Source organism: Methylocystis sp. WRRC1 (assembly GCF_020733155.1).
Lineage (GTDB): Bacteria > Pseudomonadota > Alphaproteobacteria > Rhizobiales > Beijerinckiaceae > Methylocystis.
On sequence record NZ_JAJFZJ010000001.1, the window covers coordinates 485,113 to 508,025 of the forward strand.

Consider the following 22,913-nt stretch of genomic DNA (forward strand, 5'->3'; position numbering starts at 1 on the left):
CAAAAAGCGCCCGTTTTCACGAACGGCGACAAATTCAACCCATTCTCGGGACGGTTCGCGCGCGTCAAAAAGGAGCATCTGCCGACTCCTCCGCGAAGCGTTCCGCCGCAGTGATCAGGCGCCAGCTCCACGACTTTCCGATCTTCACGGCGGAGATGTCGAGACGCCCCTTTGCGCGCTCAAGCGTTCGCCACGCGAAGCCCTCGGCGCCCGCATGAGCTTTAATTTCCGAAACGGCGACGGGACCGTTTTTCAGCTTCTCCCGCAGGAACGCCTCGGCGCCGGCGAGTGCGCCCCCGCCGCCTTCTTCGCCGACGCCCTCCGCGATGTTTAGGATGGTCTGCGCGGACCCAGTGAGCGGGTCGCGGAAGGTCGCGACGGTGTTCCGAATCCCATCGTGTCCCGGCACGGCGGATTCGATGATTTCATATGTCCAGCCGCCGCCGGTCGGGCCGATGTTGGAAGGCCCGCGCAAGAACATGCAGCGGCGGCTGCCGTCTTCCTTTTCTTCAACGGCGCAAATCAGAACGATGCGCGCGAGGGCGCCGAAGGCGAGCGAACCGTTGATGCGCTCCATCACATTCCGGCCTTGCGTTCCCTTGCTGAAATGCACGATCCCGAGAACGGCGACGCCGTGGCGTTCGGCGAGGTCGACGACCGGCTGCAATCCGCGGCGAACTTCGTTGTTGCGGTGCGCATCCCCGGCGATCGCCGACGCCAAGGAATCAACGACCAGAAGGCGCACCTTGCCGCGCAATTCTGGCGCGTCGAGTGCGGCGGATAGTGCAGCCATGTCGCGCGATGGATCGAACGCGCGCTCTTGTCGCCCGTCCTTCACGGCTTGAATCACATGCACGCGGGAAGCATCGGCGCCCGCCGCGAGGAGGCGCGGAACGATTGTGTCTGCTATGCCATCCTCGCCGCTCCAAATAAGAACGTCCGCGGCGCTGGCGCGCGTACCGTCCGGCCATGTTCCGCCCGTCGAGAGGATGGCGGCGAGCATGATGGCGACGGTCGTTTTGCCCGCCGTCGATGGCCCGGCGAGTAGATGCATTTTCCCGCGAGCCAAATAGCCGTTCCAAAGCCAGTCCACACGCTCGGGGTTGATCTTTGACGCCGCGACAAGGCGAACCGGAACGACGTTGCGGTTGCCGCCGTCGTCATCATCGTCGCCGTCGCGGAAAATGGCGCGATACGCGGGGTCACGCATCATCGCGCGTTTGATCTCGCCCTGAAGCACGGGGTCGTTCTCATTCACCGGCCCGAAGGTTTCCGCGAGCGCAGCCGCCCTCTCCGCCCCTGTGAACGCCTCCTCTACCCACGCGCGAAGTTCGTTCATGCCCTTGCCTTCGCAATGGCCGTGGTGGCATTGGAAGCCCCCCGAGCCCGGCCGATAGCCCGCCTCGTCGCGGGCGTCCGAATGGTCGGCGGCCCATGGGCATTTGATCGCCACGAAGCCATTGTCGTTGGGCGTCGCGTCAATCAGCATCCCCCGCGCGTCAAAGAGCTTCATCAGGGGGTCTATGCCGACCTCGGCGGCCGTTGCCTTCCTCGTATGGCCGCCGCCCTTGAAGCGCGCCAGCGCCTCCGGGCTGATGTCGACGTCAAGCTCCTCGGCCATCTGCTCGACGCTATAGGCCCGTGAGGGCTCCCAAACGTGCATCACGTGCGGCCACGGCTTGCCGCCGTTCTTCGCCATGATGGCGGGCTTGCAGTTGGCCCCCACGGGCAGGCGCACCACGCGCGTCACGCCGACCATGCCCGGATCGCGCAGCGACGGATTGATCAGTTCGTCGCTGATGATGCTGTCGATCAACGCGGCGATGACGCGCGCGTCGCGCCCGTTGGTGATCCTGAAGCCGTAATGATAGTTGCCCGGCGACGTCTCCAGAACATAGGTCGGGAGGGGGATGACGCGCAGTAGCTCTTTCAGATTGATCTTGGTCCCCACGTCGTCAATGACGAGGACGAACTGCTCCTCGAAGCATTCGATGCGGCGAACGAAATGCCCTTTCGCAGTCTCGCGGAAGACCGAGACGCAATAGTAATTGGCCGTTTCATTGGTCAGCACGCCGACCATTCGCTCGGCGGGATAGACGACCCAGGATTTATCGCCGGTCGATACCGGAACGCGCTTCCAGTTCTCGCCTGCGAGCGCTTCGAGGAACTGCTGATTAGTTATTTTGATCGGCTTTTTCACCTTGGCCCCCGATTGCTGAAGAGGCCGCGCGTGAGCTGCGTTTTGCGCCGAATTTGTTATGGTGTTTTTGCGTCTAGGACACCTAACAATTTCGGCGTCGCTCCCCCCGAGCGGCGCTTTTTTGTGGATTAGCGCGCGTCCCGCGCGATCTTCCGCAATGTTTGGACAAACCGGCGCGGGCCGCGCCAGTCGCTCGGTGAGACGGGCACTGTCGCCCGTATGGTCGCGCCGCCGGGCGTCTCGAAGGTTGCGCGAAAATGGCGGCCGCGCGCTACGTCAACTATCTTGAAGCCCGCAACCGCCGCGGCGTCGACGTAGGCTTTCGCTCCGCTTGTCATCCGCATGTGCCACCCCCGGATTACGGTTTACGGAAAAGGGATTTTCACGCGGCCTCGGTCTGCGCGTCTCGCTCTGCGCGGATTTTCTCGTCCCACGCGTCTATCTCGTCCGCCAGCCACGCGACCGCGCGGGGGCCGATTTTCACGGGTCGCGGAAACTGCTTTTCTCGTACGAGGCGATGCAGTGTCGGTTTCGAGAAGGGGACTCGCGCGAGAACTTGTGGCTCGCGCAGATAACGGGGGGCGCTCTTCATTGGCGATCGCTCCTTATTGCGGGCGACCTTTTGAGTCGCCCTTGTGATCGGACGATCTCCCTAATAATCACAAAGGAATGCAGCTCCTAATTATGCAATTGTGCGGATTGAAAAATTTTTCCGCACAATTATTCCGCACAATTCTTGCGAGGCCCCCGCGGGCCACGCTTCCCATTTCCTGTAACAGATTTGGCGATATCGCGCGCCCGATCGCGGGGGAATTTCGGCAGCGCCGCCCGCACAATTTTTGCGGCGTCGTTTTGACTAATGAAGCCCCCGCGTTTCACTTGTTCCGTCGTTATGATTGCTCGCGCCTCGTCATCGCATACGCCGTTTTCCGCGGGCGCCACGAACAGCCCTTTCAGTGAGCCGCTCACGCTACATATGAGCAAATCGGTGTAGACGGGCGCCTTGTCGAAATACCCGTCGCCCCATACCGGCGCGCCGTCCCCGCCATCGCGCGTCCATTGCGGCGCGCGGTCGTGTCCCCACCGTTGCGCGGTTGCAGATTCCATGTGAATGGCAAGTTCGATCCACTCGACGGCGGCAATGTCGCGGCGCTGCATATCCTCGGGCGTACGAGGCACATAACGCATTGCCCCGAGGTCGCCGTGTAAGCCTTGCTCAATGACGCAATCATAGGCGCTCGCGGCGATACGGCCGCTTTGCAAATGCGCGACCAGCTGTGACAGGAAATCCTCTTCGGCGATTCCGGGCGCGTCGACCTTCGCGCGTTCGAATGCTTCCGTAACGGTCAGGAACTTGCTCGTCATTTGCGCCCCCGCAGCTTCACGACATTGCCGCCGGTTGCCGGTTCGAGAATCTCCGCAATGTGCGCTTCCCACAATTCGAGCGCCGCCCGCTTCTCTTTGAAACGATCGTGTTTGTCATAGTGCATCGAGTGAATGTCGCCGTAGGAATGCGCCAGCAGCGCCATACGATCTTCGCGCAGCACGCCCAGCGCGGCGAGTCCGGTTGCGACCGTGCGCCTGAAATCGTGCGGAGTCGGCGGGTTCGCCTTCAGCGAAAGGACGGCTTCCCGATCGGGGCCATCCGGGGTCAATGTCGGGACAATGCGCCGCACCGCTTGCGAGACGGAATGACGCGCGATCGGCCCCCGGCTGGCGAAGGTCGAAGGGAACAGGTGCGCCTGCCCTTCCACCATGTCCCGCATCTGCGCGCGGACGATCTCCAGCGTCATCGGCGCCAGCGGGACGACATGAGCCCGGCCGCCCTTCATTCGAGCCGCAGGAAGCTCTATGCGGGCGCGGGCGCCGTTGTCGACGTCCTTGATCTCGGCGAGTGCAATCTCGGTCACTTCGCCGGGGCGCTGACCCGTCAGCAACAGGAAGCGCATAGCGGCCGCGACCGCCGGGGCGATGTTCGAACGCTCCAGAGCCCGCCACAGGACGCGAATCTCGCCGGGCGAGAGGACGCGCTCCTTCGGTGTCTCTCGCGCCCGCTTCTTCATGCGGGTCATCGGGCTGTTTTCAAGCAGCCCCGAGTCGACGGCCCAATTGAAGACCTTGGACATGACAGTATGTGTGCGATTCGCGCTCGACGGCGCCCGCACGGCGATTTTGTCCAACAGCGCCGCGGCGTCGGCGCGGGTCAGCTTGTCGACCCCGCGCCCGTTCCACTCGGGAAGGACATGGACGCGCAGCAGCAGCTCGTCCTGCTGCCAAGACTTCTTTTGGATTCGGGCGTAGCGTTGGAGATATTCCGCCGCGAGCTTCCCGAATGTCAGCGCCCGCGCGGATTGTTCCCGCCGGGATCGAATCTCGCCTTGCGGGTCAGCGCCGCCCGAGACGGCCACGCGTTGAGTCTCCGCGCGCTCGCGCGCCTTGGCGAGCGAAACCTCGGGGTAGCGCCCCAGGTTTAACCGCTTGAACGATGTTGAGCCCTGCGGCCGGTAGCGAAAAGTCCATGTTGCCACGCCCGTCGGCGTCATGCGGAGGCAGAGCCCCGACACCTTCGCGTCCCAATATTCCGCGCGGGTCGCGCCCGGCTTGATGCTGCGGACGAACGCGTCCGTAAGAGCAACAACAGCCATCCCGTCTCCCTTCTTGAACCCCCGGCGTGAGCCCTTGTCGGGGTTGTCCCCCGCGAGCCCTTCCCGCCGTGCGGGGGTTCACGGGGGACAGTAGGGGTTCAAAAGGGTCGATATGTCGCGATTTCTCTTGAACCCCCGTGAGACGAATTGACAGCTTTCGCCATTGAAATGCAAGTGTTTTCTGATAGCTCTTGGACAAGTAAAAATAGGTATGATTTCCTACCTTGGTTCTCTGGGGGACAAGGGGTCGTGGGTTCGAATCCCGCCACTCCGACCATTCTCATTTTATTCTCCTTTTAAATCAGATAGTTGGCTCAGAATTTGTCAAACCTTTCGCCTTGGTTTGACAATTTTTGTTCCCTGTCCTCCCCCTCCCCTCCAAATGCTCGAATGACCTTGGCGCTCGCCGTCTTGGCCAGCCGAGCTTTTTCCGCCTCGCGCGTGTAGCGCTCGATTTCGGAAAGCGTCCGATGGCCGGTTACGCTCGCGATTTCGTGCGTGGTGCATCCGGCTTCGGCGAGACGCCGCGCGGCGGCCTTGCGCAAGCCGTGCATCGACAATTCATCTGGCAGGCCCGCGCCTCGCACCGCGTCGCGGAACCAGTTGCCGAGCCCCGCAGGACTGAAGGGCGCTCCCGTCGCCGTCGCAAGGAAGGTCAGCCGGTCGCGCGGGAGGGCGTCGAGAGTGGCGCGAAGCTCATGAACGATCGGGACTGCGACAACGGCGCCGGTCTTGGATTGCTGCAAGTGGATTGCGCCATTGGCGACGTGACGCCAGCCCAGCCGCGCGAGGTCGCCGCGTCGCTGGCCAGTGTTCAACGCCAGTTCGAGCGCCAGCCGCTCGCGCGAGCCTATTGGCCAGCGGGCGCGAAAGGTCGCAATGTCGTCTTCACTCCAAGTCGCGAATCCGCCGACCTTATGGCGAAGCCGCTTAATGCCAAGACATGGGTTGTCCGGCCGCATTTCAAGCGCAACGGCATGGTCCATCAGAAGGGAAACCATGCTGAGAAGACGATTCGCCGCGTCGGGCGTCGCCGCCTTCGCCGCCATGATCGAACGGACGTGGCGCGGATGCATGCCGGCAACAGATTTGTGGCCGTGCTCCTCGCGGAACCGCTCCAGAATGTTGCGATACACGCGAGCGGTCGACGGGCGCAGCGAGGTGAAGCCGGGCGAATTGTAGTAGCTCACAATGAGCGCGTTGATTGAGCCGGGAATGGTCCGCGCCGCGCCGACTTCGAACGGCTTCCCATTGGCCGCAGCTTGGTAAGCTGCAAGAAATTCCGGCCCGCCGTAGTCGCCGGGGAGCGCGACGCGCGAGAATCCCGGCTTGCGAAAGTAGAACCGCAAGCGGCCGTGACGATCGACGAATTGCTGCACAAATGGGAAGCGCTTGCGCGGCATTGGCTTTAATCCCAATCGGACGGCGCACCAGCCCCCGCCACGCCGTCATAAGGCAGATGGTCGATTGCGGCGTCGAGGTCTCGCGCGTCCCATCCTTTAATTCTGTCGTCGAGGCGCTTCGGCGCAGGAAGAATCCGCCGCGCCACGAGCTTGTCAAAATGCGCGGGGCTTATGTCGAGATAGGCCGCCGCGCGCTCGCGGCGCATGAGGCGCGGCAGGATCGCGCGTTTTGCGTCAGCCATTACGCGCCTCCCAAATCCGATCGTGCGCGAAGCGGATTGCGCGCGAGACATTGAGAGAAAGTTTTCCGCGTGGATTGTCGTACGCCCGGAAAAACTCCGTCTCGATTTGGCAAGCTTGCGCGTGCGCTTGCGTGCCGGGCTCGTCCCATCCCTTGGGAAATTCCTTGTAAATTTGGTGCGCGGACACGTCGCCGCCGCGCGTCCAATTCAAGACTCTCAACTCGGGTTGCATATGCGCTTTGCGCCCGGACAGCCCCGAGGGTGCGCCCAGTTTTGAATCCGGGTTGCCCACAAAGCCATACTGCCTATCGACAAGTTCAAAATGAAGATCGAAGGGCCATGGCCCGCTTTGATATTTCTGGGCCGCTCGCGACGCCGCATAAAGCAGCGAATCATCGTCGTCGCGATCGGCGACGGCTGCCCATTCTGGCGACTCTCGCAGCCGCCAAACTTCGTCATTAAATTCGCGCGAAGCTTGATACAGCCCGGACGGAGGGCGGCCGTAGATTTCCGCGAAACTCCGCAGGATTGCGCCCGCAAGCTTCGCCGCCGGCACCAGTTCCACGCCTGCCCAAAACAGCCCGGCGCAAACTGCGATTTCCGCCAATCCTTTCGCGTCGAAAAGACGCTCGCGCCCCCGCCCGCCGCCGGAGACAGCTACCGGCGCAAGGCCGAGCTTGTCGAGCATGGAGAGCGCTCGCGACTCCAGCCCGAGGGCGGCCTCGATTTCGCTTGCCGGATAGAAAAAAGGCGCCTGCTCAACCATGTGGCGAGTTAAATCGAGTTTTTCGATTCCGTCAACGGTAAATCCAGCGCCGGGAGCATCCCGCCCCCGGCGCCGAGACGCCGCGCCGCTAAGGAATCGGCCGCGTCCACTCGCCGTTATCACGACCACGCGCGAGTTGGTCGGGCCGTTGCGGTGGAATCACGCCGCCGGCTGGCCAGCCGTTTTCGTCATTCGGCCCAATCGACAAGAGCGGCAAAGCTTCCGATTTCAATGCCAGCTTCCTTCGCCTTCGCCGCCGCGTCGACAAGCGTCGCGAGCGCTCGCGCCCGGCCGCCCGCGTCATAAGCTTGGAGCGGCCGCGTCACGTCTATTGCTACGCTCGCACCTAGCTTCTCGCTCGCTTCTTCGGCCATCGCGAGAGCGATCGGCTGAAGCGTCCACTGCGCCAGATGGCGCTGCGCCTCGCGCACAAGCGGCCCCTGCGCGTTGTCGACCAAGAGCGACGGGAGCACGCCGAACACGCCGCAGATGGCGCTACGGGCCGCCGCAAGCGTTTCAGTCGTCATCGCGTCGCGAAGATTCGGAGTCACGTCTTGCGGCTTCCAGTCGCTCGCCGGCGCCGGGCCGCCAGCGGCCGAGACGGCGACGCTTTCGCGCAGAAGCACGCGCCCGCGGCGCCCCCTGAAGCCGCGGCCCAGGTTCTCTAAATCCACGTCGCGGCTTTCCGGGAAGGGGACAATCTGACTGCCGAGTGGCGCAAATTCGTAGACTTCGGAAAGCGCCGTTTCCACTGCCTGTAGCAGCCCCGCCGTAAGCGACGCGCGCCGCAACGGCGAGCTCCCCGTCCACGGCGCCACAGGGTCCGCGCCAATCCTGAAGTGGAGCACTTCGGGCGCGAGAGCGGTTTGCGTCGTTCCGCCGCCCGCTTCCGATATGGACACGCGATAAGCAGTCGGCTGCCCGTCGCGCGTCCGCAAGTCCCAATCGGAACACGGAACAAGGCCGCCGTCGCGGATCAGGAAAAGCGCCTCGCCGCGCAACGCAAGCCCGCGCGCCGCGAGCGCCATCGTCCTACGATTCAGCATCGCCGCGCCAGTAACGTCCGCGATGCTGAAAGCATTTTCCCAAAGGCTCACGCAAGTTTGAACCGTCGCCGTCAATTCCCCGACGCCGCTGCGCCCGCTGATATATGACTCGCGCGCGGCCATGATTTCCGCACTGAAGCCGCTCGCGCTCGATCGCTTTTCAACTGCCTTCTTTTTGAATGGCCACATTGCCGGCCCCTTCCTTCGTTGCTTCGGCCACCCATGAGAGCGGATATGTCTGCCGGATTTCAGTTCGCGCATTCGTAACGCCGAAAATTCGGCAAAGCCTTGCAATATCGCGCGTCGCCTCTTCGCGGGTTTCTGCGATCGCTTTTACACTAACGCCCGCGTCGTCGATGGTAAGCGAATAAAGCGGCTCACTCATAGCCGTGCTCCTTCATTTCAAGCACAGAAAAGCTACGGCGAGAAAAGCATCCTGTAAATAAAATAAGTTGCCGGCTTTGTAGTTGAAACCAAACCGACAAAACAAACTAATTATCATTAGTTCGTCCTCCGGTAGTATCGAAGCAAATCCGCCGCGCCGCTCGCGACCAACGCTTTCGCCACAGCGTTCACGTCAAATTCTGTCGAGCCAATGCCCTCGATTGTTTCCTGTCGCACGCCATTGGCCAGCGAAACGCCTGAAAAATATTCGGCGAGCCGTCGATATGCTTCATTTGCGGTTGCCGTGACGGGTCCGCCGCCGACGCTCGCCGTGAAGCGATATGGGCCGCAGCCGGGAAGCTGATAACCGCCCAGCGGCGACGGGGAGAGCGAAGCGGCTTCCCAAGTCGCGCCGTTCCAAATTTCCGTTGCGCTCACAGTCGCCGGGGAAAGCGGCGGCGCAAATTCGCCCGGACCTTCGACGATCCACGAGACAGCGCGCGCGGTGTATCGGAACCGAATGTGAGATTCGATCCTTGCCCAAATAAAATCGGAATCGAGCGCAGCGGCTTCCGGCGACAAGCCAGCCGGCGCAGCCGGATAGCTCGCCGGAATCGCTTCGTCTTCTCTAATTGCAATTAGCATTTTACGCCCTCCATCGGCCGAGAGCGCGACGAAGGCCGGCGTCGGGCTCTTCGATCGGACGCGAGCGCGCTTCAACTACCGTGTCGGAATATGCGGGCCAGCTTTGCACAATCGAAATTTCGTGAAGTTCGATCGCGCGAAGCTCGCGACGGTTGCCGCTCCATTTTTCGTCTTTTGCCTTGAAGCCAAACGAAGCGCCGCCGATGTCGCCGCGCTCAGCAAGCGCCAAAAGATCGCGCGCCGATTGCGTGTCCGGGAGGTCCAAAGAAAACGCGAGGCCGTGCGAATCTTCCGACAGGCGCAGCGTGCCGCTTTTCGTCCGTCCCAAAACGCGCGTCGCGTCATGATCTGCGAGCGCCAAAACATCGCGCCCGCTCGCAAGCGAATCCGCAAAAGCGCCTTGCCGAATGCTTTCGACAAAATCGCCAATGCGGGTTTCAACGCCGAATTTCGCGGCGTAGCCTTCGAGACGACGGGGAAAATTCCCCGCCGCCCGAAGCTCGATTTGAAGGGCGCGCCGTTCCACTATTCCACCTGAAGCGCGGTCAGAAGATGCAGCTGCGCGACGCGAAGAATATTCACGTCAAACGTCGCCAGAGCGGTCAGCCTCAGCATGCCCGCCTGCGCGTCGCTGTAGGGATCGCGGATCATGTCGATTCCGCCCCAGGCGCCGATGACGAAGGGCGCGACGCCGCCGGCATTGGTCGTCAGCAGCGCAACCGAAGTGTCGGGCGTTCCCGCCGTCAGCGTGGCGAGCGTCGAGAGCACGTTATTCGCCGCCGGGAAATTCTTGACATGCCGGTCCCATTCACTGACGGCCGTGCCGGTGATTAGCGTGCCGTCCATGTAGCTCCACGTCTGCGGGTGCATGAGCACGTTAACGCTGCCCGGACCGTTCGCGGCATTGGCGCCGATGAACGTCGCGGCCACGGCGCGGAACGCAGCCGCGCTCGCCGCGGCGGAAACGGCGGTCGTTCCGTAACCATACGTCGCCTGCCCGGCGATGACGCCCAGCGGAACGCCAGAAGCGCCGCCGCCGTTGAAAACAGCGTCGTCGAGAACCGCCTGCATCGTTCCGTTGATGTCGCGTCGGACAGCCTGCTCCAGCGCGTCGCCGGACTGCTTCATTGACTGGCGCGTGAGCTTCACCTGAATGCCGAGCGTCTGCTCCGGCGAAAGCGTGCGTTCGGTCGTCGCAAACGTCGTCGGACCGGCGACGTTGCCGGTTTCGGACGCCGCCCAACCCGCCGTGACGCTCGAAGTCGTCAGAGGGATTTCCATCAGGCCAGTGTCGATCGAAATCATCTGCCCGCCCATGCGCGCGGCGACGGAATCGGGGAAAAGGCGATCAATCACAGGGCGCACCTGCTTCGGATCGAAAATGCCGGAAGCGACGGTTTCGCCGACACGGCGCTCCAACGCTTCCCAAGGGACTGGGACGCCGCGGTATCCGCCCTTGGCGCGCATTTCCGTGACGACTTCGGCCGTCGCGCCGTTCATGGCGCGGCCCTCGTCGAGAGCGAGCACCACCTGGCGCATTTCAAACTTGTTTACGAGGTCCGCCCATTCATTCGAGCCGCGCGTTTCGAGGTCGCGGCCCGCGTCGCGGCGTTCGTTGTCTTCGGCAATGAGCGCCGCGCGGTAGCGGGTTTCGTTCGTGCGGTACTCGGAATCGAGCGCCGACATGTTCCGGGTTTCGTCTTCAGACGGGTTTTCCTTCCCGACAAGGCCCGCGAGAGCCTGTCGAATTTCCGACTGGCGACGTGCGATTTTCACACTTTCCAACATGAGTTTTTCCTTTCAATAGTTCAGACCATTCCGCGCGCCCGGCGATCGGACGGCGGCCAAGTTCTCCATTCGTTTTTGCGGTGTGGCAGGAGACGCACAGCGTTTGCAGATTCGCGAGGTCGAACGCCCGTTCCGGCGCCTTGCGAATTGGCGCGATATGGTCGCATTCGAGATTGGCGCGCGCGCCGCATTTGACGCATTGAAAGCCGTCGCGGCGCAGCGCAATCCAACGCAACCGCGCCCAACGGCTCGTGTAATAAACCTTCGTCCCAGCCCTCAAATCCATAGCGCTTGCCTCGCTTGTTTAGCGGGCCGGCCGGCAATGCGCGCGCCTTCGGCCACGGCGAGAACTGTTGCGGCCGCCGCGTCAATTCGGCCGTTTGATCGCGCTTTCGCCAGTTTCAGATTGTTCGCCGGGTCGCGCAGCGTCACCGCGTCCGCGAAAGCGCTTCGCAGCAAGAGCGACGGCGCCGCCTTCACTTTTCCGTCGAAGCACGCGCGGCGGAATCTCTCGCAGTCTTCGCCGCCGTCGCGGAAGCCCTGTCCTCGCCACACAATCGGCGCGCGAATGCCGGCGCGGTCGATTGCTTCGCCAAGTTCGGATTGCTTGTAGCGATCAGCGACAATCGCCGCGATCGGAAGCCCGGCCACGCGCTTCATGACTTCGCCCAGCCACGGCGCGACGGGAACGGTTGCGTCGCCGAGTGTCGAGAGTTCGCCGCGGTCGCGCATTTCGACATAGCGTCCGCCGACGCCATCAGCCTGCCCGCGATCGAGAAGACCGGGCTTGCCGGGAAACGTCCCGAGGCATTCGAGCCGGCCAGTTGCGGGCCAGTAGAACGCCGCCGCCGTCATCGAGGCCGAGCCGCCCAGGTCGATTCCGATGACGACTTGCCCCTGTCGCGGCGGAAGGTCCGCGCATTCGCAGTTCAACCACTCGTCGGTGCTCAAAAGCATGTCGCGCGTCTCGCCGCTCACGCGCTCATTGCGGTTGTAGAGCCTGAAGGTCGTCAGGGCGGAACCGCCGCGCGCGATGGCGCGACGCGCCTGCGCTTCAAGCCATTCGACGCTTGAACCGATTCCCGCCTTGGCGCCGGGATTCGCCAGCAAGAGGCTTTCCACGTCATCCGCAGGAAGGCCCGGCGCCGGGCGATGCTCTTGGCGGTAAACGCCCTCTTGCGGTTCATCGAGCCATTTTGAGAACGGATGAGCGTCATCCGGGGCGCTTGTCGAGATGATGAGCGCCCGGCCGCCGCGTTTGCCAAGGCCGGACAAAAGCGCGTGTTCGAGGGAATCGCCTTTGTCGCGTTCCCAATGGCCGCGCTCATCAAGAAGCGCCAGCGTCGGGGCGCTGCCCAGCGCCGACTTGCCGTCCGCCGGGACAACGCGCAGCAAATGCCCGCCGCCGTCGCCGGCAAACTCGATTTCGAGCTTGGCGCCGCGCCGGAAGGTCAGTTGCCCTTGCGTCTCGATTGGGAGGCTTTGAGACAGGCCGGCCGCGAACTTCCAAGCAATCGTCGCCTGGTCGCGGTTGCGAGCCGCCAAGAGAATCTCACGGCGCGGCTGCCCATCCCAAATGCCCAAAAGCTCCCCGAGCGCGAGCCCGGCGGAAAGCGCCGATTTGCCATTGCCGCGCCCCACGCTCAGGACCGCCGTCGACGTCTTCGGCGCCAGCGCGCCGCGAACGAAATGCTTTTGGAACGGGGCGAGCTTCAGCCGCCGGCCGGCTCGCGTTCCTTCGGGAACGGCCAAGCTTTCGAGAAAGCGGATTGCTTTGGTTGAGTCGCTCATTTCACAGATTCCGACTGTAGATATAAACCACATTTTCGATTTGTGGAATAGTGAGAAAGGAAAAGCTCCAGTCCGATTGGCGCCCCAAAAGGCTTTTCGGGCATTGGGACCATCGTGAGCTTGACAACCGGACAACCCGGACAGACCGGACATTTGTCCGGCCTGTCTGCCGGACGGACCGGACAACCCCCCTAGAAGGGGGTTGTCGTGTCCGGCCTCTGTCCGGTGTCCGGGTCCGACCAGACGATGGTCAGCGTTCCGCTCTCGCGCGTTCCTATCTCCCCGGCGTCGGACAGCTCCGCCTCACCCCGCCGAAAGGCTTTTTGCTTAGCTGCGGCTTTCTTCGCCTCGCTATCCCCGTCCGCCGGCCAACTTCGGTAGAACTCCGCCCGCACGTCCTCCCGGTCGACCGCGCGAACTTCCGGCCCGTCCTCTCCGAACGGCCGCGCCGGGGCGCCCTTGGTCCGCAGTACGGTTTCCAGCGCCGCGAGATAGACGCGCGCCGCCCGCGACGCCTTTGGGACGCTCGCCCGTTCCGCGCCCGCTGTCGGCTCAACAGCGGGCGCCCCGAACGGCTCAAAGTCCTCGTCTTTCCCAAGCTCGACGAAGCGAAGATCAAACGCGGAAATCTCGCCCTCTTCGCCGCTGCGCGCCTTGGCCAGCGCGAGGCGACGATTTGCAACCTTTCCGGTCGTTTGGTTTCGATCGGCGAGAACTGAAATCACCACGTCCGCGCCCGCGCGCCACGCGCTCGCGCCGCGCAATCCGGTTTCTTCGCCTTTTCCATAATGGTGTATCGGAATGACGAGCACGCCCAACGCTTGCGCAAGGACGTTCATCTGCCGGATGGCGCGAGCGGCTTCGGAATTGTTGTTTTCGTCGTCAAGCCCGAACGCCGCCGCCAACGTGTCGATAACGACCGCGCCAAGGCGGACGCCGTGCGTTTCCTTGAACCGCTCCCCAACTGCTTTCAGTTTTTCGACGAGCGCCGCGACCTCGCGCGGCTTTGACAGATCGGGAACCGCAGAAGTCCACGCAATCGGAAGAATCTCGCCTTGCGCCTTTTCATTGCGCGCGACCGCAACGCGATTCGCAATCGTCCCGCCGCCTTCGGCCGCAAGGATCATGACGCCGACGCGCTCGTTGACCTTGCGCCCGAAGAATGGCTCGCCGCTGGCCAGCGAAACCGCGAGGTCGACCGCGACGAAAGTCTTACCGGCGCCCGACTGGCCGCCGATGAACGCGATTCCGTCGTACGGTAGCAGCCCCTTCACGAGCATTCGCGGCGCTTCTGTTGGGGCGTCGCCATCAAAGACGACGCCAGCGAACGGCTCGCCGTCTCTCGCCGGCGCGCGGACTTCTATCGCGCGACCGTCCAGCGGCGGCCATACCAGCGACGGCGCCGGGCGCTCCCCAAGCGGGCCGCGTGGCTTGGCAATGCCCGCCGCGAGCCCGGAAGCTATGGTTGCCGCCGTTTCGCCCTCGTCAAGCCCACTGGCCAGCGCAGCCGCATACAGCGCGGCCTCGCACTCGCCGCGGTCAAGCCATCCCGCGCCGATAAGCGTTCCGGCCGAAAACGCCGCCACGTTCAAGGCTTGATTGCGCCCGCCTTCGGCCGTTTCGGCGAGCTTCGCGCATTCGGCTTCCAGCGCGGCGCGCGCGTATTCCTCTTCGCGCGTTCCTGCGGCGCGAGCCCCCGCAATGGGAAGCTCGCGCGGCTCTTTGGGAGGCCGAATCAGCTTCCCAAGCCATTGCGGGAGAACCGGGATAGTCTCGCAAAAGAACGCGGCCGCGAGGTCCGGCCCGCCTATCTGCCGCCACGCCCGCCCATCCGGCAACGCCGCGCCGGGCGCAATGATGTAGCCGCCGGCGCCTCGCACGTCGATTCCGCGAGGGAGCGCGCCCGTCGCGTTGCCGAGCGGCTCGCCGTCCGGTTGCCGAAAGATGTAATGGCGGCCGCCCGAGGGCGTTTCGACGATCGGGACGCCTTCCGGCAAGCCATAGCGATCGGCGAGCCCGAGGAAGGCCGCAACGCCGTCCGGCCCGCCGTGCCTGTCGCAGTCGATTGCGACAAGCCCCGCCTTGCCCAGATCAATCGCCGGGAGGGCGTTCGCGCGCCACATTCCGGGGAGGCTCGCGGCGTCGACTGTCGACGCGTCGCGCCATCGCACGAGCGGGCGCTTATCCGGCCCGCAAGGGAAGGTCGCGACGCCAGCCGCCGCGAGCTTCTTCGCAGTTTCGAGGGCGCTCATTGGTCGCCCTCCCCGCCAATCCCCGCAAGCCCAAGCTCGATAGTGACGAGCCGCAGGAGCGTATCGAGCGCGAAGATGACGCCCGCCGAAAAATCGTTGTCGACGCCTGCCTTCCAGACTTCGCGCGCGGTTTCGTGCGCCCAGGACGGAAGGCCGCCCGGACGCTCGATTGCGAGAGCCGTTCCTAACCAAAGCTCTCGCTGGTCATAACTTAGCGCGCGCCAAGACAAACCAATTGCGCCCCGCCCCGCCGGCGCGGTATATTGTCTGCGAAGGTTTTTTCGGTCCTTCAGAATTTCGCCGCCGCGTTGGGCTCCGACCCCCAGCGCGGCGGTTTCTTTTTGGGGATCGGGCGAGCTTGCCCGGTTTGACAAAGGCCCGGAAAGCCCTTTGAAATCAGTAGAGGCCGCTTGCCCGGTTTGACACGATAGCGCGTTGATTTTGCTAGGGAATTGCTCCCCCGCCACTCCGACCAAAATCACGTCACCGGCGTTTGTCGATCTGCGCAAACCACCACAAAATCAATTATTTCATCCAACCAACCTCGGCTAATCACGTTTGGTCACCGCCATCCACCTAAATCCAGGGGGATTTACCGGAATTAGCCGTTGACGATTATCGGAGATCTCTTGGCGCAGGGACGAGCGATCGGCCCTCTCGACCGTCACCACCAAGGCGGCGACGGTTTTCCGTTCCATTGTCTGGCAATCGTGTTGACATCGCACGGTTTTCAAATTCTTCACCATGGTCGGCGCCGAGAAATGGGCTTCGGATCCGGAGCCTGAGTGGCGGCAATTGACAAAGAGGGGCGGAAAGTAGCCTCTCCGCCCCCAAAATTCGCAAGGCGCTATCGGTCAACAGATTTGACCGGACAGCTTCAGGTTATGATCTGGCCGTCAGGGAAGCACGAACAGAAACGCCACGCGATTTGACAGGACAGGGACCTGAAGCGACGACCCGACGCCGCCGCTATCGCCCTTATATGTGCGGACATTGAAGACGTTCCGCGGCGCGGAACTTCCCCCGCAATCGCCCTTGGAATCCCGAAATTGTGCGAAGAGCGCGACGCCGAGGGACCGGCCCCACTCCACCGTCACGATCGGCGCGGAATTATTGGTTGGGTTATCCGTGACGGTTATGCAGTAGACGCCAACCGCCGGATGCGTGATTGAGCTGATTCCCTTGGCCCTGATGGGGGCGCCATTCTGACCAAAGAGCCCAATCGCCTGAGCATAAGGAGAATCGTAGGTGGGAACGCCCGGAATTCTGGGGGCTTGCGTTTCCTGCGCGCGCTGCGCCGTAGAAGCGGGCTCATTCTGCTGGGCCACGACTGCATCGGTAATGGCAAAAAGCGCAATTCCGAAGCTGACGGCAGCCAAAACGCGGCTCGTCGAAATGATGTTTTTCATTTTCCCCTCTCCTATGGAAATCGCCGCTCAAATAAAGCGACTATTAAGTAACACCGGCCGAAGATATATGTTCCATTTGCGTAGCTTATGCTTTGTATACATTCAGTATAGCCACAACTACGCTGGACTTAAAAAAGTAAACAAATATAACAATTTGGCTATTGCGCCGCATATTCACCCAGCTTGCTTTGCAAATAAATAAAAATAAAAATTCTGTAATTATTCGAATGAAAATACAATTTTCACGAATCTACCAAATGATATTTCGAATGTTATAGGAGATAATTGGTTGCCGACCATCTTTCCAAAGCAATCGTAAGTTGATCACCTAAGCTGACAAGCGTTTTGGGAAGCCCGCATCAACGGGCGCCGTACCCTGCGACGTCCGAACGTAAGCGAAAAAGCGCCCATGGAAACCTTGGGCGCTAGTGAACTCCAGAGGAAAGTGATGGTGAGACTTTGAGAGGCCGACGCCGGAACTTATCCAGCGTCGACACGAAGGCGGTTAGAGGAACAGGCCCAGGCAGGCGCCCGCGAGACCGCCCACGACAGCGGCCGCGATCGTGTTTTGGAGACCGCCCAGCGCAGCAGCCGCCAATCCGCCAAGAATAACCGCCCCAACGCCCGCCATGATATAGACGGTCGAAGTCGCTTCCAATTCTTTGCTAGCCATTTTCGTCACTCCTCTTTCGATTTCAGAGAGCTGCGACACACCGGCAAGTGAGCCGCCCGGCTCGCCCCGAAGGGGGACGCACGCCATTGAGACGCAAGAAAAAGCTACCACGACGCATATGGCTGTCCAGCAAAATCTGCGACATGTTGTCGCGCGCTCGAGGTAGAGAGCGGCGCCGGCCGCGCTGGCGCGCGTTACTCATGCCGAAGCTCAAGAGATCGAGCGTGGCCGAACCCGCCTGCATGTTGAATAACCAGACGAAAGCCATGGCATAAATTGCTTGCGTAAAACTACTTACGTAATTATACTTACTCATGCGGAAAATTATGCTGTGTTCTAAATTTGTTTACGCTTTGTAATATTTTAATTCCTTTCAATGTACACGCCTCGGCGGCTTCAGAAACCCCAAATTGCCACAGATAAGACAGGCGGGACTTGCAGCCGCCTGCGCCGCTCCGCCATTGGCGACAGTCGCACGGAGGCCGCCTGACAGAATTGGACGCTTCACGGCGTCCAGCGGCCAATGTTCGCGGGGAAAGGGAATAAGGCGCCGGCTTCGAGCCATGGCCATGAATGGAGACCCCGCCAATTACCGGAAAGCGCGAACATCAGCGCTGCGGCGGATTGGCCGGGACGGCGGCGCGTCCCGGCCCGTCCGGCGGTTACCAATAATAAGGACGCGGCGCCCAATAGCGCGGGCCATAGTAAGGACGCGGGCCGTAGTAAGGCCGGCGCCAGGCGTAGCCGCCCCATTGACCGCCGGGACGGCAGCCGCCCCACGGTCCGCGATGGCCATAGGGACCGCAACCGCCCCACACGAGAACAACCGTACCGCTCGCCTTATCTTGCGAGGGAACGGGCATTGCGGCCCGCGCGCCTTCAGGCGCGAACGCGAGGGCGAAAAACATGCTGACGACGGCCGCGCCGCTTATCCTCGATTTGAACACCATGGCGTCTCTCCTTTGCTGGCGTTCTGGCGTCTGCCGTGGACACTCCACCCGACGAGCCGCTCGAAATTCCTCCGAGAGCGCCGCGCGGTCCGCCGGTTGGACGCATCGAAATGGCGGCGCCAAACCCAGCAAGACGGGCGGGAAGTGACCGGCGAAGCGTTTGATATCGTTGTTTATAATAATCTGACCAGCGGGGATCACTAATTATAGTTTAATTTTTCGGAAATTCCGTCGCGTGACGATTTCGAATCGGCACGACACGCGCGGCTATCCGATTGTAATAAAAAATTAATCTCTCAAAATCGGCAAAGGTCGGCTGCTGGTTTACATATAGAGAAACAAGGGAAACTTCTTTAACTAATCTCGCGATCGGCGCATGCCCTCATTCTATGAGTTTGAAAACATTATAGATGTTGCAAATCACATCTGAGGCATTCTGTGATATATTTGCAACTTGGCCGGGAAATGACGCAACCAGAGCAACTAGACGGTTGAATGATCCGGCAAATTTGAGCATGACTCAATCACGCTAACTACAACTTTAGCGCGAACTTCTGGTCCCTAAGCAGCAAGGTAAGAAGCCTATGAAGAAGACATTGTTGACGGCCGTTTCCCTGGCCGTGCTGGCCGCCGGATCGGCTTTCGCCGCCGACCTTCCCTCGCGCAAGGAAGCCCCCGTTTACGTTCCGCCGCCGCCGCCGCCCCCGATGTGGACGGGCTTCTACGCCGGTGTGAACATTGGCGGCGGCTGGGACGCCGGCAACGGCAACGGTAACGCCTGGAACCTGTTCGGCGCGAACGGCGGCGTGACCAACAACATGTCCGGCGGCGTCGTCGGCGGTGGTCAGGTCGGCTACAACTATCAGATCACCCCGATGTTCCTCGTCGGCGTCGAGACCGATTTCCAGGGCACGTCCATGGGAAGCGGCATGAACAACAACAACTGGCTGTGGGGCTGGAACGGCCGCGCCCAGGGCACCAGCCTCGACTGGTTCGGCACCGTCCGCGGCCGCGCTGGCGTCACGATCACCCCGACCCTGCTCGTCTACGGCACGGGCGGCTTCGCCTACGCCGGCGTTCAGCGCAACGGCGGCTTCCAGACCTCGGCCACCCAGACGGGCTGGACCGCTGGCGGCGGCGTCGAGTGGATGTTCATGCCGAACTGGTCGGCCAAGGCCGAATACCTGTACACGGACGTCAGCGGCGGCGGCACCAACAACTGGTGGTTCCAGAACAACGCCGGTCTCGGCCTGAACAGCACGAACAACCACACGCGCTGGAACACGATCCGCGCTGGCGTGAACTATCACTTCAACTTCGGCGCCGGCGCTCCGGTCATCGCGAAGTACTGATCGAACCGAAGCTTCGCGTAGCGGCTCCGCCGCCTCGCGACTGTCGGGATAATCCGAGGGGCCCGGCCAACTCTGGTCGGGCTCCTTTTTTGAATCGTCTACTGCTTCGAGTTCGCTCGAGCGGAACCATTTGCCGGGTGAGACGTTCCCCTTTCGCCTTATGTTCAGGCTTGTCGCACAAATGAGACGCCCGGCTCCCAAGCAAGCCGGGCGTTTTCCTTTGCGGCCGCGCCAGTGTCGGCGTTGACGAACGGATTGTCGGCGGCGCGCGAATGAATTCCGCGAAACGGCGAAACGTCTCGCCTCATGACATTGACGAAGACAATCGTATTTGACCGGAAGCCGAGCCGATCACAGGCTCGGCCGCGCCTGCCAAATCTGCTGGAAATGCAAGCAGGCCGTAACTTTAGAAGCCACGAATGTCTACTCGCCGCATAATGTTCGCGCTAATGTAGCTCGCGCTGATTTTCAGTTCGGCCTCGGCAGGAGCGGTCGACAAATTCCTGCTCTCCTATTGCAAGGCCGACGTGGAGCGCCTGTGCGCCGGCATTGAACCGGGCGGCGGTCGCCTGCCGCAATGCCTCAAAGGACATAAGGAAGAGATGAGCGTTGACTGTGCCCAAGCGCTGATGACGCTGAATGGTAAGGCGTGAAAATAAAGGTCCGCGCCAGTCTTGCCGGCGACCCGCCAGCGGCCCTGGCGCATCGGGTCATATACCCTTGCGACGAGGCGAGCGGTTTGCGCCCGTGATTCCCACCCGGGAGAGAAGCGACCTTCCCGCCTAGAGACGGGTCGATTCGTCGATCTCGCCGACGGCGAAGGGACGTTCGAATTCTCCGCCGATGCCGCTGTCGAAGTGGCGCACGACGAGAGCTGGGGTCGAGCCGACCAGAATGCGCGCGCCGAGCGGCGGCCTGGCGTCCGTCTCGACACCGACGCCCGAAAGCGAGATGTCGCGAATCTTGGCCATCAGCTCCTGACCGTCAGGCATACGCAGCAGCGTGCGCTGCATCAACGGGACGATGCGTTCGTGACGGCGATCTTCCGGCAGATTGAAAGCGTGACGGTTGGCGAACCAGGTGAGCTGATCGGCCAGCTTGTCGCGCTTCATTGGCGGCAGGTTCATGGCCATGGCGAAGCCCGTGTCGGTGACGCGCACGGCGACGCCGGCGAATCTGCCGATCTCGTCCAGGTAGACGACGACTTTCTCGCCAACTTCGGCCTTCACGGGAGCAAAAAGCGTCATGTCGCCGGGCGACATCTCGACCGTCTGACAGGGATACTCCCGTCGTGATTCGAGCATGTAGCGCCCGAACATCTTCACCGGCACGCGCTGAAAACGGCGGTTTTCATTCGCGTCGAGAATGCTTTGCAGGCGAAGATTCGATGCGGCCATGGGATGCGCGTAAATTCCGCTTTCAAGTCGCGCGACTTTACCAACCCCCGCTTAACGATTGCTTACATGCGAGACATATTCAGACGTTAGTTCAACTTTTGCCGCCTTCGAGAACGACGAGCCGAGGACGCTCGCCTGCTGCGCGCGTAGCCTCGAAAGGCGCATGCTTGCAGAGATTCGCATTGTGGGATTCGGGGCCGATCACTCGCAACGACAGGAGTTCCAGCGGCCCGGCGCAACGCTGCCCCAGCCAATCCGGCTGGTGGTTCGGCGCCAACGCCCCGAGCACGCGCGAGTGTGTCTTGCCGAAGTGCCGCAGGGGCAGCAGCAGCAGTTCCAGTTCCAGCGGCGCGAAGCCCGGCGCATGCGTGCGCACGCCGGCGACGATCGGCGTCACGCCGTCGATCACCGTCAGCAGCGCCGCGGCGATGCTGCGCCGGTCGTCGCCTCGCCAAAGGTCGATAAAGGAGGCGCCTTTCTGCTCGGTCATCCAGAGCGCGTCGAGGCGCGAGCCCGACAGGCGGATCGGAAAGTCGAACGCATGGTCGACTTCAATGATGAAGGTGTCAGCCAGAATCTGGCGAATAGCGGCGGGATCGATGTCGGAACGGTCGGGCGCCGAGCGCGCGCCCTTCAGTCCGTTCCAATAGGAGTACAATTCCTTCGTCACCTGCTGTCGCATTATCTTTCCCGACGCGCTGCGCGCCCCCTGCCCCGGAATGATACGAACGCCGCAACGAGCGCCCGCGCCTGCATACGGACAGCAGCCCGCATGCCAAAGCGACCGGCATTAACCGTTTCTCAATGCTGTCCTTGCCGCTAAGTCAGCGTTGTGACACTGTCGGTCATCAGTTCACGGCCAACTGCAAGAGACGCTCCGCTCAACCAGAAGCTGTGTCCCGTATAAAGTTTCAAATATTTAATGCGGTCAACGCGTGTTTGTACGTACGACGAAAGGTAGAGCGGGAACGTTTGCTCCGGCGTTCCCGCTCCCCTCGCGCCAATCGCGATCGAAGCCCAGCCAGCCGCCGTCGCTCCCCCTCATATCGACGCATCCCCTCACTTTCGTCGGCTCGTTTTGAGACGCGCCGTCCCGCCTGCGCTATTTTAAGACGCTTAGGGAATGGGGGACGATGTGAGCGCCAATCGGGAAAAGATTCTCAACTTGCCGGGTTCGGTGACGGGATTGATCGCGCTTCTCGCCGCAATCCAGTGCGTCACCGAGTATGGGCCGCAGCAGCTCGCCATCGCCTTGTATGACTCGCTCGCCTTCATACCGGCCCGGCTGTCCTTTCTTATTGCGCCACAGAGCGTGATAGACGCCCTGGCTGCGCGGGAAGCGCTTTCGCCCGGCGCGATGGAGCAGGCCGCGCTTGTTTTCGCCGCGGGGCCCGGGGCCTTGCTGACGCTCCTCAGTTACGCTTTCCTCCACGGAAACTGGACCCATTTCCTGATCAATGCGCTCACTCTCGCCGCTTTCGGCGCGCCGGTCGCGCGCCGTTTCGGAACCCGGGTCTTTCTTGGCTTTCTGGCCGCCTGCGCGATTGCCGGCGCGTTGATGCATTTTGCTCTGCACCCATTCGATCTCACGCCAATGGTCGGCGCATCAGCAGCAATTTCCGGAACCATGGCGGCCATTGTGCGTTTCGCATTCAGACCCGGCGCGCGGCTGGGCGAATATGCGGGCGCAGTCGAAGACGGAAAGGTGGCGCATGCGCCGCCGCTTTCGGAATTGGGCGAGAACAGACAGGCGATGATGTTTCTCATCGCGTGGTTTGCTGTAAATCTTCTTATGGGCGCATTTCCACAGGCGGCGGGCGCGAGCGAAGCCATAGCGTGGGAAGCGCATATCGGAGGGTTCCTGTTCGGACTCCTTTCCTTTGACGCCTTCGATCGGGCGGCGCGAAGCGCGAGCTAGCGGCGTCAACGCCTCCACCTGAAGCCGACACGGCGCGCGCGCGGAAGGGTCT

At 62.1% G+C, this 22,913-nt stretch carries 24 protein-coding genes and 1 pseudogene; 3 read left to right on the top strand and 22 right to left on the bottom strand.

Features of this window, described 5'->3' with window-relative positions; translation table 11 throughout:
* Positions 1-64: 64 nt before the first annotated feature.
* The 20 genes and pseudogenes from LG047_RS02505 to LG047_RS02600 form a co-directional block, all read right to left on the bottom strand.
* Positions 65-2,200, bottom strand: coding sequence for an AAA family ATPase (locus LG047_RS02505; RefSeq protein ID WP_227965147.1), 2,136 nt, complete (start codon positions 2,198-2,200; stop codon positions 65-67).
* Positions 2,201-2,582: 382 nt separating this feature from the next.
* The gene (locus tag LG047_RS02510; RefSeq protein WP_036281898.1) at positions 2,583-2,792 is read right to left on the bottom strand and encodes an AlpA family transcriptional regulator; all 210 of its coding nucleotides are present in this window, start codon (positions 2,790-2,792) and stop codon (positions 2,583-2,585) included.
* Positions 2,793-2,920: 128 nt separating this feature from the next.
* The gene (locus LG047_RS02515; protein WP_144259511.1) at positions 2,921-3,358 is read right to left on the bottom strand and encodes a hypothetical protein; all 438 of its coding nucleotides are present in this window, start codon (positions 3,356-3,358) and stop codon (positions 2,921-2,923) included.
* 203 nt (positions 3,359-3,561) lie between these two features.
* A complete protein-coding gene (locus tag LG047_RS02520; RefSeq protein WP_227965149.1) occupies positions 3,562-4,845 on the bottom strand; it encodes a site-specific integrase in 1,284 nt (427 codons plus the stop codon).
* 314 nt (positions 4,846-5,159) lie between these two features.
* A complete protein-coding gene (locus LG047_RS02525) occupies positions 5,160-6,248 on the bottom strand; it encodes a tyrosine-type recombinase/integrase (protein WP_227965151.1) in 1,089 nt (362 codons plus the stop codon).
* A 5-nt stretch (positions 6,249-6,253) separates the two neighbouring features.
* The gene (locus LG047_RS02530) at positions 6,254-6,490 is read right to left on the bottom strand and encodes an AlpA family transcriptional regulator (RefSeq protein WP_227965152.1); all 237 of its coding nucleotides are present in this window, start codon (positions 6,488-6,490) and stop codon (positions 6,254-6,256) included.
* The gene (locus tag LG047_RS02535) at positions 6,483-7,256 is read right to left on the bottom strand and encodes a hypothetical protein (protein ID WP_227965154.1); all 774 of its coding nucleotides are present in this window, start codon (positions 7,254-7,256) and stop codon (positions 6,483-6,485) included. The genes LG047_RS02530 and LG047_RS02535 overlap by 8 nt, the downstream gene beginning before the upstream one ends.
* A gap of 188 nt (positions 7,257-7,444) precedes the next feature.
* Entirely contained in the window at positions 7,445-8,491 is a 1,047-nt protein-coding gene (locus LG047_RS02540; protein WP_227965156.1) for a phage portal protein, read from the bottom strand.
* The gene (locus LG047_RS02545; RefSeq protein ID WP_227965158.1) at positions 8,463-8,687 is read right to left on the bottom strand and encodes a hypothetical protein; all 225 of its coding nucleotides are present in this window, start codon (positions 8,685-8,687) and stop codon (positions 8,463-8,465) included. The genes LG047_RS02540 and LG047_RS02545 overlap by 29 nt, the downstream gene beginning before the upstream one ends.
* A gap of 116 nt (positions 8,688-8,803) precedes the next feature.
* A complete protein-coding gene (locus LG047_RS02550) occupies positions 8,804-9,331 on the bottom strand; it encodes a hypothetical protein (RefSeq protein WP_227965160.1) in 528 nt (175 codons plus the stop codon).
* Position 9,332: 1 nt separating this feature from the next.
* Positions 9,333-9,857 carry an HK97 family phage prohead protease gene (locus LG047_RS02555; protein ID WP_227965162.1) on the bottom strand — a complete coding sequence of 175 codons (525 nt, stop codon included), beginning with the start codon at positions 9,855-9,857 and terminating at the stop codon, positions 9,333-9,335.
* Entirely contained in the window at positions 9,857-11,017 is a 1,161-nt protein-coding gene (locus LG047_RS02560) for a phage major capsid protein (RefSeq protein WP_255679526.1), read from the bottom strand. The genes LG047_RS02555 and LG047_RS02560 overlap by 1 nt, the downstream gene beginning before the upstream one ends.
* Before the next feature lie 16 nt (positions 11,018-11,033).
* Positions 11,034-11,405 carry an HNH endonuclease gene (locus tag LG047_RS19695; RefSeq protein WP_227965166.1) on the bottom strand — a complete coding sequence of 124 codons (372 nt, stop codon included), beginning with the start codon at positions 11,403-11,405 and terminating at the stop codon, positions 11,034-11,036.
* Entirely contained in the window at positions 11,396-12,229 is an 834-nt protein-coding gene (locus LG047_RS02570) for a terminase TerL endonuclease subunit (protein ID WP_227968413.1), read from the bottom strand. Before LG047_RS02570 ends, LG047_RS19695 begins: the two co-directional genes overlap by 10 nt.
* A 177-nt stretch (positions 12,230-12,406) precedes the next feature.
* Positions 12,407-13,063, bottom strand: a pseudogene (locus LG047_RS02575) (terminase large subunit domain-containing protein); the annotation flags it as partial.
* Between the two features lie 38 nt (positions 13,064-13,101).
* Positions 13,102-15,162, bottom strand: coding sequence for an AAA family ATPase (locus LG047_RS02580; RefSeq protein WP_227965173.1), 2,061 nt, complete (start codon positions 15,160-15,162; stop codon positions 13,102-13,104).
* Positions 15,159-15,644 (bottom strand): hypothetical protein, encoded by a 486-nt coding sequence (locus tag LG047_RS02585; protein ID WP_227965175.1) that lies wholly within the window; start codon positions 15,642-15,644, stop codon positions 15,159-15,161. The genes LG047_RS02580 and LG047_RS02585 overlap by 4 nt, the downstream gene beginning before the upstream one ends.
* Positions 15,645-16,058: 414 nt before the next feature.
* Positions 16,059-16,571, bottom strand: coding sequence for a hypothetical protein (locus LG047_RS02590; protein WP_227965177.1), 513 nt, complete (start codon positions 16,569-16,571; stop codon positions 16,059-16,061).
* Between the two features lie 505 nt (positions 16,572-17,076).
* Positions 17,077-17,244: a hypothetical protein gene (locus LG047_RS02595; RefSeq protein WP_192815583.1), complete on the bottom strand. Its 168-nt coding sequence runs from the start codon at positions 17,242-17,244 to the stop codon at positions 17,077-17,079.
* A gap of 662 nt (positions 17,245-17,906) precedes the next feature.
* The gene (locus LG047_RS02600; RefSeq protein WP_227968414.1) at positions 17,907-18,107 is read right to left on the bottom strand and encodes a GCG_CRPN prefix-to-repeats domain-containing protein; all 201 of its coding nucleotides are present in this window, start codon (positions 18,105-18,107) and stop codon (positions 17,907-17,909) included.
* A 671-nt stretch (positions 18,108-18,778) separates the two neighbouring features.
* Here LG047_RS02600 and LG047_RS02605 point away from each other — a divergent pair.
* Together LG047_RS02605 and LG047_RS02610 are read left to right on the top strand one after the other, a co-directional pair.
* Positions 18,779-19,546, top strand: a complete 768-nt coding sequence (locus tag LG047_RS02605; RefSeq protein WP_036281911.1) for an outer membrane protein — start codon at positions 18,779-18,781, stop codon at positions 19,544-19,546.
* Positions 19,547-20,049: 503 nt separating this feature from the next.
* Positions 20,050-20,199 carry a cysteine rich repeat-containing protein gene (locus tag LG047_RS02610; protein WP_227968415.1) on the top strand — a complete coding sequence of 50 codons (150 nt, stop codon included), beginning with the start codon at positions 20,050-20,052 and terminating at the stop codon, positions 20,197-20,199.
* A 129-nt stretch (positions 20,200-20,328) separates the two neighbouring features.
* Here LG047_RS02610 and LG047_RS02615 read toward each other — a convergent pair whose 3' ends face one another.
* Positions 20,329-20,943, bottom strand: a complete 615-nt coding sequence (locus LG047_RS02615; protein ID WP_051134068.1) for a PilZ domain-containing protein — start codon at positions 20,941-20,943, stop codon at positions 20,329-20,331.
* Between the two features lie 91 nt (positions 20,944-21,034).
* A complete protein-coding gene (locus LG047_RS02620) occupies positions 21,035-21,625 on the bottom strand; it encodes a PAS domain-containing protein (RefSeq protein ID WP_227965179.1) in 591 nt (196 codons plus the stop codon).
* Positions 21,626-22,066: 441 nt separating this feature from the next.
* Here LG047_RS02620 and LG047_RS02625 point away from each other — a divergent pair, with 441 nt between their 5' ends.
* Positions 22,067-22,861, top strand: a complete 795-nt coding sequence (locus tag LG047_RS02625; RefSeq protein ID WP_227965181.1) for a rhomboid family intramembrane serine protease — start codon at positions 22,067-22,069, stop codon at positions 22,859-22,861.
* Positions 22,862-22,913: the final 52 nt, after the last annotated feature.